Raw genomic sequence first — 12,987 nt, forward strand, 5'->3', positions numbered from 1 at the left:
AAATAACTCATTTAATTTTAGGAGCTAAAATTAAATGAGTTAAACATTAAGAGTTGTTTATTTGAATTTTAATTAATCGTAATTGGGATGCCGTATTTAACACGGGCGTCTTTACCATCTATTTTTCCCGGAATCCATAACGGACTATTATTTAAAACTCTTAAGGCTTCGGTACTCATGCCATGATTAATCCATTGTACCATTTTAATATCTTTTAAAGTCCCATCTGTTTCAACAACAAATTCAATTTTCATAATACCTTTTGAGGTATTAGGGCTTTTGAAATTCTTTGCTACATATTTATAAAATTCTTTTATTCCTCCTGGGAATTCAGGTTGTACGTAATAAGGAAAAAAAGTAATTTCAGTTCCGTTTTCATTAAAACATTTCCCGTCAATAAACTCACCATTTTTGTAATTTTCGCTACGTTTGATTTGGCTGTTTTCATAATAGAGATTTGAAACACCATCAATTTTCCCCTTTTTGTAAATTAACTCTTTTTCTTTATTTCCATTTTTGAACCAAGTTATAGAGTTACCATCTTTAATACGTTTTTTTAAATTTGAAAATTCATCATAATTACGTTTTGTTCCATCTATAAAATAAGTGGTTCTGGTAGTGCCTTCTTTAGTATCTTCATAAATACTGTAATACGTAGCCCCTTCAGTTGAGCGCAATTCTTTAAAATCTTCAGTGTAATATATTTTTTTTTGTCCGTAAAAAGAAACTGACAATAATAAAACAAGAAGGGCGAGTGATTTTTTCATAAAAAAAGATTAATTTAATATTCAAAAATAACAAAAAAATCCTACAGAAAAAGATAAATTTTTTTGTAGGATTATAATTTTTTTTAAGATTCGTTTTATTATAGGTATGATTTGCTTAAAACAAATTTATATTTTCGTTCTGAAATCATTTATAATTCCTCCTTTTGCAAGGACATTAATTTGACGATCACTTAAACTGTGTTTGGTTTCAAATTCTAAAGTGCTTCCGTCCGCTTTTTCGACTATTACTATTACATTATTTCTATTCACGACATCATCACGGAGGTTTTTAAAACGAATTAAATCTCCCTGATCTATTTTGTTGTAATCAGAAGCGTTTATGAATTCTAAAGGCACAATCCCAAAATTGACTAAATTTTGCCAAGCAATACGTGCATAGCTTTGAGCGATAACAGCCACTTGTCCCAAAAATTTAGGAGCAAGAGCAGCATGTTCCCGACTGGAACCTTGGGCGTAATTTTCTTTCGCAACAACGATATGTCCGCCAAATTCTTTTTTAGACTTCATGGCTCGATCATAAAAACTAGGGTCAATCACGCTATACGAATATTTACTGATTTCAGGAATATTACTTCTTAAAGGCAGTACGTCAGCTCCTGCTTTCAAAATTTCATCCGTCGAAACATTATCTCCCATTTTTAATAAGACAGGAATTCGATAATCCTGCTGTAAAGCTTCGATTTCAGGAATCGATTTGATATTTGGTCCTTTATGTAATTCAACTCCTGATCCATCTTCTAATGGCGCCACGAGCATATCGGTATTGATGATTTCTATTTCAGGATTCTCAAACTTAGGATACTTCATGCCATAGATTTTTTCTAAATCTCTGGGGTCGGTTATCTTTCCCGTTAGGGCAGATGCGGCAGCCGTTTCAGGACTGCACAAATAAACCTGATCATCTTCTGTTCCAGATCGACTTGGGAAATTTCGTGGCATCGTTCTTAAACTTATTGTATCGGTAGCGGGTGCTTGTCCCATTCCTATACAACCCATACAACCCGATTGATGAAACCGTGCTCCGGCAGTAATCAAATTAGCAAAAGTAAAATTCTTCAGCATGTTTTGAATCGTTTGCCTTGAAGTAGGATTGACATCAAAAGAAACAGCACTGTTAATCGTTTTATCCTTTACGATGGCTCCTGCAATCCAAAAATCTCTTAATCCTGGATTGGCTGAAGATCCTATAACGACCTGTCCAATTGTTTTACCGGCAACTTCGCTCACAGGGACAACATTCCCGGGACTCGTAGGAAGGGCAATTAAAGGAACTAAATCGTCCAAATTAATTTCAGCGTATTCATCATAAGTTGCTTCTGAATCGGCAATTAATTCCGCCCAATCAGATTCCCTTTCTTGGGAAATTAAAAACCGTTTGGTTTCAGCATCACTAGGAAATACAGTGGTTGTAGCGCCTAGTTCAGCACCCATGTTAGCAATAACATGTCGATCCATCACACTTAAATTTTTTACCCCTTCACCATAATATTCTATAATTTTTCCAACGCCACCTTTTACATCATAGCGTCTTAACATTTCTAAAATAACATCTTTCGCACTAACCCAATCTGGTAATTTACCCATGAGTTTTACACCTAATACTTTTGGCATTTTGACAAAATAGGGTTGACCAGCAATAGCAGCGGCAACATCTAAACCACCGGTTCCGATGGCAAGCATTCCTAAAGATCCTGCAGCGCAAGAATGACTATCAGATCCAACAAGTGTTTTTCCAGGTTTTCCAAAACGTTCCATATGTACCGGGTGACTTACGCCATTTCCAGGACGGCTATACCAAAGGCCAAATTTTTGTGCTGCCGAAAGTAAAAATAAATGGTCATCAGCATTTTTAGAATCAGTTTGCAGTAGGTTGTGATCCACATATTGCACCGCAACTTCTATTTTGGCTTTTTTTAGCCCCATGGCTTCTAATTCTAATTGGACCAATGTTCCGGTAGCATCTTGCAATAATGCCTGATCTATTCGGATTCCAATTTCCTGACCCGCAATCATTTCACCATGTAAAAGATGCGACTGAATTAATTTTTGACTTACGTTTAATTTGGACATGTTTTGGTTTTTTATGTGCTTTCAGATAATTAAAAATACTAGGTATTGTTTCATTCTAGAAAGGATCAGGTAACCCACTAACACGGATTAGTTTTTTATTTATAAATTCATGAATTCCAATTTCAGAAAGTTCTCTTCCGTAGCCAGATCCTTTTGTTCCACCAAAAGGTAAGTCAGCTTGTGTCCAAGTTGGGTGATTGATAAATAGCATTCCAGAATCAATTTGATCTGCAATTCGTTTTCCGCGTTCGATATCTTTGGTAAATACGGAACCTCCTAAACCAAAATCGGAATCATTTGCTAGCACAATTGCTGCAGCTTCATCTTTTACTCTGTAAAAAGAGGCAACCGGTCCGAATAATTCTTCGTAATATGCTGGTATTTTTGGGTTTAGATCTGTTAGTATGGTCGGCTCCATAAATGCTCCTGGTCCGTCTACTCTTTTACCACCTAATAATACGGTAGCTCCTGCAGCAACTGATCTTTCGACTTGGTCTAATAAGTGCAATAATGCTTCTTCACTACTCAAAGGGCCTAATTCTGTTTTTGGATCCATTGGGTCGCCTACTTTTAACTGCGCTAATTTGGCTGTAAATTTTTCGATAAATTCATCGGCGATAGATTCAACAGCTATAATTCTTTTTGAAGCAATACAACTTTGTCCATTATTGTTGATTCTACCAATCACCGCCCATTCAACAGTTTTGTCAATATCCGCATCTTCTAAAACAATAAAGGCATCATTACCTCCCAATTCTAAAACTGATTTTTTGATGTTTTTACCAGCTTCTGTAGCTAAACTTGCGCCAGCAGCTTCGCTACCAGTAAGTGAAACCCCTTTAATTCTTTTGTCAGAAACAATTCCTGAAGCTCTTTTCCCAGAAATTAACAAATTAGTGTATAATCCAATTGGCGCTCCGGCCTCTTTAAATAGATCTTCAATTGCAATAGCACATTGAGGAACCATAGAGGCGTGTTTTAATAAGATGGTATTTCCGACCATGATATTTGGTGCTATGAAACGTGCTACTTGATAAAAAGGGAAATTCCAAGGCTGAACACCCAGTAAAACGCCTATTGGGCTTGATCGGATTAAGGCTTCGCCAAGCTCTGGCTCTAATTTTTTGTCTGCTAAAAACGCTTCGCCATTTTTGGCATAATAGTCTAAAATATTAGCGCTTAATTCAACTTCGCCTTCTGCTTGAGAAAGGATTTTCCCCATTTCTAAGGTAATCAAAGTTGATAAAGCCGCTTTATTCTCTCTCATCAAGGAAGCTACTTTGCTTAAAACAGCCGCTCTTTCTGGATAAGATGTTTTTTTCCAGTCCTGAAAGGTGTTTGAAGATTGTGCAATAGCATGATCGACCTGTTTATCCGTCATTTCATCAAATGATTTCAGGACTTTGTTTGTTGCGGGATTTGTTGTTTGTATTGACATGATCTTTTTTATATTTAAAGAAGATTAATTTTTTTGGCGTCTGCCAAAGTAATTTATAATGCAAAACAGATAGTTTTAACATGTATAATATTCAACAATTAACTAGAGGGCTTTACGAAGCAGGTTGTTTTTATTTTAAAATAAAATTGCTGTACAGTGTAAAGCAAAACCGTTGAATATCAAAGATAGCGTTATATTTAAGAGAAAGTGTTACACAATTTTAGAAATAACTTACATCATTATAACATTAACGTTTTGATAACAAGAATAATAGGTCCTTTATGGGTATTGTTTTATTTATTTTTACAGTTTTTGCTTCTGGGTGGCTGGTATTTATTTTTATCAAAAATTCCAATTAAATTTTTAAGGATAAATTGTAATCAAAGGAGTTTAGATTAATCAAAAAAAGGTATTTTTAGAATCTTGAATCTTGAGATTAAAAAACAAAAATGACATGAGATTTTTAAATAAGTTTTTCTTTTTACCTTTAGTATTGTTTTCGTCTAATCATTCAAAGGCTCAGGACAATACTATTACAGTTAAAAATGCATTAGTAATCACCGAGAATAATAGGGATAAACTAGAAAACGTAGAGCAATTGCTGGTAGTTTACAATTATCAGCCAGAAAGCTATAGTGCTGTTTTTGTAGCCTTAGAGAAAAAGGATGGAAATTGGGTATTGAAATTTGATCCCGTAGAAGTGGGTATAGGTAAAAATGGATTTGCAGCGCCACTTAATAAAAAGGAAGGCGACGGAAAGTCTCCAACCGGAGTATTTCGTTTAGGTAAATTATTTTCTTATGAAAAGCAATTAAATACGCTACTTGAAAATCAACAAACCACTGCCGACGATAAATGGATTGATGACCCTAATTCAGAGGATTACAACACCTATGTAAAAGGCGCTACCAATGCGAAATCGTATGAAAATCTATTTCTAAAGAATGATGCTTATAAATACTGTATGGTTGTCGAATACAATACAAACCCAATTATAAAAGGGAAAGGGAGTGCTATATTTTTTCATTTGGGTGTAAAAAAGCCTTATTTTACTGCTGGTTGTGTTGCAATTGATGAAGACAACATGAAGTCGATAGTAAACTGGTTAGATCCCAAACTGAACCCTTCAATTATTATGGGAAATTTTACTGTTTTACAAAACGGTTTGTAAACAGTAATAAAGCATCGGCTGAAAAAGAGCTATTAAACTTAAAAAATCCTCTAAACATTTCGAAAAACGAAAGTAAGAGGATTTTTTAAGTTTAAACAAGTAAACGTGATTAATAGAAGTAAAAATTATTCTTCTTCGTCTCTTTGTCCCATCATCATTAGATAAGCTTTCAAGAATTCATCGATTTCACCGTTCATCACACCGTCGACGTTGCTAGTTTCATAACCAGTACGCACGTCTTTTACTAATTTATAAGGCTGCATCACATAATTGCGAATCTGCGATCCCCATTCTATTTTCATTTTTCCGGCTTCGATGTCAGCGCGCTGAGCCAATTGTTTCTTTAATTCTATTTCGTACAGCTGGGAACGGAGCATTTGCATGGCTCGTTGTCTGTTGTCTTGTTGTGAGCGAGTCTCTGAACATTGAATCTGAATTCCCGTGGGTTTGTGAAAAAGCTGTACTTTAGTTTCTACCTTATTCACATTTTGCCCACCAGCACCACTGGAGCGGGAAGTCGTAATTTCAATATCGGCAGGATTAATATCAATTTCGATACTATCATCTACAAGCGGATATACATATACGGATGCAAAGGAAGTGTGCCTTTTAGCATTACTGTCAAACGGAGAGATACGTACTAAACGATGTACTCCATTTTCCCCTTTTAAGTATCCAAAAGAATAATCCCCTTCAAACTCGAGTGTGACCGTTTTGATACCTGCTGCTTCTCCTTTTTGAAAATTCAGTTCTTTTATTTTATACCCATATTTTTCTCCCCACATCATGTACATGCGCATGAGCATTTCGGCCCAATCACAACTTTCAGTTCCTCCAGCACCCGCAGTAATCTGTACTACAGCACTTAAAGAATCACCTTCGTCTGAAAGCATGTTCTTGAATTCGATGGCTTCAATATGATTTGCAATGAGACTATATTGTTCATCTAATTCTTCTGCAGTGAGTTCTCCTTCTTTATAGAATTCATAGGCTAACTGCAATTCGTCAGTCATTTCGACTGCTTTATCGTAATCTTCAATCCATTTTTTCTTATTTCGAAGATTTCTTACAATTAGTTCAGCTTCTTTTGCGTTATTCCAGAAATCTGGAGCAAAAGTCTTTTCTTCTTCGTTAGAAATTTCAATTAGTTTGGCATCAACGTCAAAGATACCTCCTCAACGCACCAAGGCGCTCTACAATACCTTTAATTTGTTCGGTAGTTGTCATAAATTATGTAATTTTGTGGGACAAAAATAAGAAAAATTTTTACTTAAGAACAAGTCAAGACTTATCCGTGTTAGAAATAAAAAATAAATCAATGGAAATAAATTTAATTAGCGATACAATTACTAAGCCTACACATGAAATGTTGAAGTATATGTTCAATGCTGAAGTAGGTGATGACGTGTACAAACAGGATCCCACGGTAATAGAATTAGAAGATACTATTGCACAAATTTTTGGGATGGAGGCAGGGCTATTTTTCCCTTCAGGAACGATGGCTAATCAAACGGCAATAAAACTACATACAAATCCAGGAGAGCAAATTATTGCCGATAAATATGCTCACGTTTACCTTTATGAAGGTGGCGGTGCGTCTTTTAATAGTGGAGTGTCTTTTTCTTTGCTTGATGGTGATCGCGGAATGATCACTGCTGATCAGGTAGCAGGAGCTATCAATGACCCTGAATTTTATCACAATCCGTTAACGAGCTTGGTTTGTGTTGAAAATACGACCAACAAAGGTGGTGGTGCTTGTTATGAATTAGACGAATTAACAAAAATAAAAGAAGTATGTGTAGCTAATAATTTAAAGTTCCATCTTGATGGTGCCCGAATTTGGAATGCATTAATTGCCAAAAAACAAGACCCAAAGTCATTTGGAAAACTATTTGATACGATTTCAGTTTGCTTATCCAAAGGCTTGGGTGCGCCAATAGGTTCTGTTTTATTAGGAGATAAGGCAACGATTCATCGTGCGCTACGAATCCGAAAAATATTAGGAGGCGGAATGCGTCAAGTTGGCTATTTGGCTGCAGCCGGATTATATGCCTTAGACAATAATATCAGTCGTCTTGCAGAAGATCACAGACGTGCAAAAGAATTAGCGTCTGTATTAAATACTAGAGAATGGGTTGCAAAGGTAGAGCCTGTAGAAACAAATATTTTGATATTTACGTTGGCGCCTAATTACAGCGAGAAAGTTTTAATTGAGAAACTAAAACAAAAAAACATATCCATTAGTTCAATGGGACAGGGGAAATTGAGAATGGTAACCCATCTTGATTATAGAGAAGTCATGCATACTTATGTATTAGAAACCTTGTCAAAGATGTAAATGATGAAATATGAATTATGAGTTTTTAAATTAACTCATAATTCATATTCTTATAACTATGTTGGATTATTTGAACAAATTATCCATCCCAGGAATCATTGGCATATCCATTTTTGCAACAGCATCAAGTTCTGCTTCATTCACTTTAGTTGCTTTCTCGATTGCTTTATTCATTACTAAAATCATATAATCTTCTAGTTGCTCTTTATCTTGCAATAAGTCATCGGCAATAGTGATTGATTTTATTTTTCTGTTAGCGGTAATCGTAACTTTTAATAAACCGTCTGTACTTTGCTCATCAACGAGAACAGTATCCAGGCGTTTTTTAGTTTCTTCCATTTTTTGTTGGGTTTCTTTAAGCTTACCCATCATTCCCATTAAATCCATTTTTGATAATTTAAAAATTATTGAAATACGAAATTACGCATTTTGAAGGAATAAGCAATGTTAAATAAGATGAAAAACCGATACGTTATAGAGTGGCTTTGTTTATTTTTGTGCCTTCTTTACAAATATGAAAACTCAAAAAATGACAGAAAACATACAACCACCAGTAGTTAAAATTATACCAACAGTACTAGAGAAATTCGGGGATATCAGGGTTGATAATTATTATTGGTTGAAGGATCGAGAAAATCCGGAAGTTATTGACTATCTAAATAAAGAAAACGAATATTACCAAAAAATGACTGCTCATACACAGGATTTGCAAAAAGACCTGTTTGAGGAAATGAAAGCCAGAATCAAGGAAGACGATGAATCAGTTCCTTACTTATATAATGGCTATTATTATATTACCCGTTTTGAGACTGGTAAAGACTATCCTATTTATTCTCGTAAAAAGGAAAGCCTTTCGGCAAAAGAAGAAATTATGCTTGATTGCAACGAGTTAGCAAACGGCAAAAAATATTTCAAACTAAGCGGATTGAGTATCAGTAATGACAATCAGCTTGCTACCTATGCAATAGATTTAGTGGGAAGAAGAATTTATACTTTGGAGATAAAAAACCTAATAACAGGCGAAATCTTAAGCGATAAAATTGAAAATACAACTGGAAATTCCACTTGGGCAAACGACAATCAGACTATTTTTTATACCACTCAGGATGCTGAGACTTTGCGTTCTGATACGGTTCTAAAACATAAATTAGGAACTAATACGTCAGAAGATGAAGTAGTTTATTTTGAAAAAGACGATACTTTTGATGTCGCTGTAGGGAAAGAAAAATCAAAGAAATACATTTTGATTAGCTCTTCAAGCACATTGACTACTGAGTTTATGACTTTATTAGCAGACGATCCAAATGGGAAGTTTAAGGTTTTTCAAAAAAGAAAAAGAGGTTTAGAGTATAGTATTTCTCATTTTGGAGATCATTTTTATATCCTTACAAACAAGGACAAGGCGACTAACTTCAAACTGATGAAAACACTTGAATCTAAGACTGCTATGGAGAATTGGGAAGATGTTCTTGCTCATAGAGAAGATGTCTTACTGGAGGATATTGATATTTTTAGAGACTTTTTGGTAGTTTCAGAACGTAGCAATGGTTTGAGCGAAATTAGAATCATTCCTTGGACTGGTCAAGAGGAGTATTATTTGCCTTTTGACAGCGAGACCTATACCGCTCATGCTTCTGCAAATGTTGATTTTGATACAGATATCTTACGATATGCCTATCAATCTATGGCGACGCCTGCTTCGATTATTGATTTCAATATGAAAACAAAAGAAAAGGAAGTTAAGAAAGAACAAGAAGTGCTAGGTGGAAACTTTGATAAGAATAATTATATCGAAGAACGTGTTTGGGCTACTGCAAAAGACGGAACTCTGATACCTATTTCTATGGTATACAGAAAAGGTATGGAAAAGGATGGTAAAAATCCATTATTGCTTTATGCATATGGTTCTTATGGGCATTCCATGGATGCTTATTTTTCATCGACAAGATTATCATTGTTGGATAGAGGTTTTATTTACGCCATAGCGCACATTCGCGGTGGTGAAGATTTAGGAAGACAATGGTATGAAGGTGGAAAATTATTAAAAAAGAAAAATACTTTTAAGGACTTTATAGATTGTTCTAAATTTGTAATTGAACAAAAATACACTTCTTCAAAACATTTATATGCCGAAGGCGGTTCAGCCGGTGGGTTATTGATGGGAGTTATTTTAAACATGGCGCCTAAACTTTACCATGGCGTTATCGCTCAAGTTCCTTTTGTAGATGTTGCAACCACGATGCTGGACGAAACAATTCCATTAACAACGGGGGAATATGACGAATGGGGGAATCCAAATGTTAAAAGGTATTATAAATACATGAAATCATACTCTCCTTATGATAATGTAAAAGCCCAATCTTATCCTAATATGTATATTTCTACGGGTTTACATGATTCACAAGTACAATATTGGGAGCCCGCTAAATGGGTGGCTAAGCTGAGAACTTTGAAAACAGATAACAATCTTTTGTTTTTAGACACGAATATGGATGCAGGTCATGGAGGAGCATCTGGAAGGTTTGAAGCGCTTAAAGAATTGGCAAAAGAATTTAGTTTTTTGTTAGATTTAGAGAAAATTAAAAAGTAATTCAAAAAATTTTGTTAAATTGCAACGTTTCGAGGTGTAATAAAATTCGCCCCGACTAACTATTTTTTTATGAAAGAAGAAATACAAGCTTACAATAGTGTTTTAGAATTAATTGGTGATACACCTCTTATTAAACTAAATAAAGTCACAGAAAAGTTAGAAGGTAATTTCTATGCAAAGGTAGAAGCTTTTAATCCAGGACATTCGTCGAAAGACAGAATCGCTTTATACATTATTGAAGAGGCAGAAAGAAGAGGGATATTATCTCCGGGTGATACCATAATCGAAACGACATCTGGGAACACTGGGTTTAGTATTGCAATGGTTAGTATCATAAAAGGATATAACTGTATTCTTGCCGTAAGTTCAAAATCATCCAAAGATAAAATTGATATGCTACGTAGTTTAGGCGCTAAAGTCTATGTTTGCCCAGCACATGTCTCTGCAGATGATGAACGTTCGTATTATAATGTAGCAAAAAGATTACACGAAGAAACAAAAGGGTCAATTTATATCAATCAATATTTTAATCAGTTAAATATTGACGCACATTATAACTCTACAGGACCTGAAATTTGGAAACAAACGAATGGTAAAATTACTCATCTTGTTGCTTGTAGTGGTACTGGAGGAACAATTTCAGGAACTGCAAAATTCTTAAAAGAGCAGAATCCTAATATTAAAGTACTTGCTGTTGATGCTTTTGGTTCCGTATTGAAAAAATATCATGAAACAAAAGAATTTGACAACGATGAGATTTATCCATACAGAATTGAAGGTTTAGGGAAAAATTTGATTCCATCTGCTACAGATTTTGATACTATCGATAAGTTTACGAAAGTCACCGATGAAGAAAGTGCGCATTGTGCAAGAGAAATAACCAGAAAAGAAGGCTTATTTGTAGGTTATACTTCTGGGGCTGTTTTGCAAGCGATAAGACAATATGCTGAAGATGGTGAATTCGACGAAAAGAGCAATGTAATTGCCATTTTTCCTGACCATGGTTCTCGTTATATGAGTAAAGTATATAGTGATGATTGGATGCACGAGCAAGGATTTTTTGATAGTGTAAACCAAGAAGAGGTTCAGAAAATCGAACTTATAAAATAGAAAATTACAATTATAGATAACAAAACTCCAGAGAAATCTGGAGTTTTTGTATTTAAAATTAGAGTTACTTTAAAAATGCAAGCTTTTATTACTTCAATTGTAAATCAGGATGGTCATATTATACCACGACAAAAGTATGTTTGTTGAGAACTTAGTAAAAGGGAAGCAAAATTGGCGGCAAAATAAATAAAGCCTGCTTAAATGGCGTTTAAGCAGGCTTTGGTAAAAAAAAAACTAAAAAAATTATTTTATAGTAGTCTTAGACTATAATAGGTCTAATTCTCGCATACAGGTTTTCATCATTTCGTATGTTCTTGCAATGTCGTTATCTAATCCAATTGAAAAACGAATCAAACCATCAGTTAATCCCATTTCGGCTTGTTCTTCTAGAGGAATTTCGCTCGAAGTTGAGGTTCCTGGAGCACTGAATAATGTTTTGTAAAATCCTAAACTTACGGCCAGATACCCTAAGTTGCGTGATTGCATAAGCTCCATCAAAGCATTGGCTTTCGCCAAAGAACCAATGTCTAATGTCATCATTCCTCCAAAACCATATTCAGGATTAATCATCGATGCAAATAAGTCGTGACTTGGATGGCTTTTTAAACCAGGGTATACCGTTTTTATTCCGTCTTTTTCAAAACGTTCTGCCAGGTACGCGGCATTATGACTGTGTTGCTTGATTCTAAGGTGTAGCGTACGAAGGTTTTTCATAACACTTGCAGAGCGCATACTATCCATTGTTGGTCCTAGTAACATGCTGGCGCCACTGTTTACGTCTTTTAACTGATTAATAAAGTCTTGTGAAGCACAAGTTACTCCACCCACAGTATCGCTGCTTCCGTTAATGTATTTTGTTAAACTGTGAATTACAATGTCGGCACCAAATTTAACTGGAGAAACAGAAAAAGGAGAAAAGGTGTTGTCTACAACCAATGTCAAATTGTGTTTCTTAGCAATTTTTGATAAACCAGCTATATCAGCCACTTCTAGTAACGGATTACTTACCGTTTCACAATACAATACTTTCGTTTCCGGAGTTATAGCAGCCTCAACCACATCTAGTTTTGTGATATCAACAAATGTCGTTTTGATACCAAACCTTGGTGCGAAGTTTTTTAGAAAGGCATACGTTCCTCCATAAATTGTTCTGCTTGATACAATATGGTCTCCAGCACCGCACAGTTGCAATAAAGTAGGTGTGATGGCTCCCATTCCAGAAGCCGATACGTTTGCCGTTTCTGTACCTTCCATTGCGGCCATGGCTCTGTCTAAATATAAATTACTGGGAGAGGAATGGCGGGAATATAAATAACAGCCTTCCATATTGCCTTCAAAGGTGTCAAACATAGTTTTTGCCGAAAGAAAAGTATAGGTAGAAGAGTCAGAAATAGATGGGTTTACACCACCAAATTCACCAAAATACTGTAAGTCCTGAATGTTGTCTGCGGGGTTAAATTTCATAATATTTTTTTTTAAGTT

Annotated in this window: 10 protein-coding genes; 4 read left to right on the top strand and 6 right to left on the bottom strand. The window is 35.2% G+C overall.

Features of this window, described 5'->3' with window-relative positions; genetic code table 11:
* Window positions 1–68 precede the first annotated feature (68 nt).
* From QO182_RS04700 to QO182_RS04710, 3 genes are all read right to left on the bottom strand, one after another.
* The gene (locus QO182_RS04700; RefSeq protein ID WP_371560189.1) at window positions 69–767 is read right to left on the bottom strand and encodes an energy transducer TonB; all 699 of its coding nucleotides are present in this window, start codon (window positions 765–767) and stop codon (window positions 69–71) included.
* A gap of 126 nt (window positions 768–893) precedes the next feature.
* Entirely contained in the window at window positions 894–2,858 is a 1,965-nt protein-coding gene (locus QO182_RS04705; RefSeq protein ID WP_371560191.1) for an aconitate hydratase, read from the bottom strand.
* A 55-nt stretch (window positions 2,859–2,913) separates the two neighbouring features.
* A complete protein-coding gene (locus QO182_RS04710; RefSeq protein WP_371560193.1) occupies window positions 2,914–4,296 on the bottom strand; it encodes an NAD-dependent succinate-semialdehyde dehydrogenase in 1,383 nt (460 codons plus the stop codon).
* 454 nt (window positions 4,297–4,750) lie between these two features.
* Here QO182_RS04710 and QO182_RS04715 point away from each other — a divergent pair, with 454 nt between their 5' ends.
* Window positions 4,751–5,467: a L,D-transpeptidase gene (locus QO182_RS04715; protein WP_371536365.1), complete on the top strand. Its 717-nt coding sequence runs from the start codon at window positions 4,751–4,753 to the stop codon at window positions 5,465–5,467.
* 125 nt (window positions 5,468–5,592) lie between these two features.
* On the opposite strand, the gene prfB is transcribed toward QO182_RS04715, so the two are convergent.
* Window positions 5,593–6,694 (bottom strand): peptide chain release factor 2 gene (gene prfB / locus QO182_RS04720; protein ID WP_371536368.1). Its coding sequence is split into 2 segments (ribosomal slippage): window positions 5,593–6,630 and window positions 6,632–6,694, totalling 1,101 coding nucleotides; the frame shifts between segments, so codons are not numbered across the junction.
* Window positions 6,695–6,785: 91 nt separating this feature from the next.
* Between prfB and QO182_RS04725 the strand changes: the two genes are divergently transcribed.
* Window positions 6,786–7,805: a low specificity L-threonine aldolase gene (locus QO182_RS04725; protein ID WP_371536370.1), complete on the top strand. Its 1,020-nt coding sequence runs from the start codon at window positions 6,786–6,788 to the stop codon at window positions 7,803–7,805.
* A 66-nt stretch (window positions 7,806–7,871) separates the two neighbouring features.
* On the opposite strand, the gene QO182_RS04730 is transcribed toward QO182_RS04725, so the two are convergent.
* Entirely contained in the window at window positions 7,872–8,192 is a 321-nt protein-coding gene (locus tag QO182_RS04730) for a YbaB/EbfC family nucleoid-associated protein (RefSeq protein WP_091086995.1), read from the bottom strand.
* Between the two features lie 127 nt (window positions 8,193–8,319).
* Between QO182_RS04730 and QO182_RS04735 the strand changes: the two genes are divergently transcribed.
* Together QO182_RS04735 and QO182_RS04740 are read left to right on the top strand one after the other, a co-directional pair.
* Window positions 8,320–10,395, top strand: a complete 2,076-nt coding sequence (locus QO182_RS04735) for a S9 family peptidase (RefSeq protein WP_371560195.1) — start codon at window positions 8,320–8,322, stop codon at window positions 10,393–10,395.
* 69 nt (window positions 10,396–10,464) lie between these two features.
* The gene (locus QO182_RS04740; protein ID WP_371536374.1) at window positions 10,465–11,505 is read left to right on the top strand and encodes a PLP-dependent cysteine synthase family protein; all 1,041 of its coding nucleotides are present in this window, start codon (window positions 10,465–10,467) and stop codon (window positions 11,503–11,505) included.
* Between the two features lie 264 nt (window positions 11,506–11,769).
* Here the strand turns inward: QO182_RS04740 and QO182_RS04745 are convergent, their stop codons facing one another.
* Window positions 11,770–12,972 (bottom strand): aminotransferase class I/II-fold pyridoxal phosphate-dependent enzyme, encoded by a 1,203-nt coding sequence (locus tag QO182_RS04745; RefSeq protein WP_371560279.1) that lies wholly within the window; start codon window positions 12,970–12,972, stop codon window positions 11,770–11,772.
* Window positions 12,973–12,987: the final 15 nt, after the last annotated feature.

Source organism: Flavobacterium sp. Arc2, from assembly GCF_041431385.1.
Classification (GTDB): Bacteria; Bacteroidota; Bacteroidia; order Flavobacteriales; family Flavobacteriaceae; genus Flavobacterium.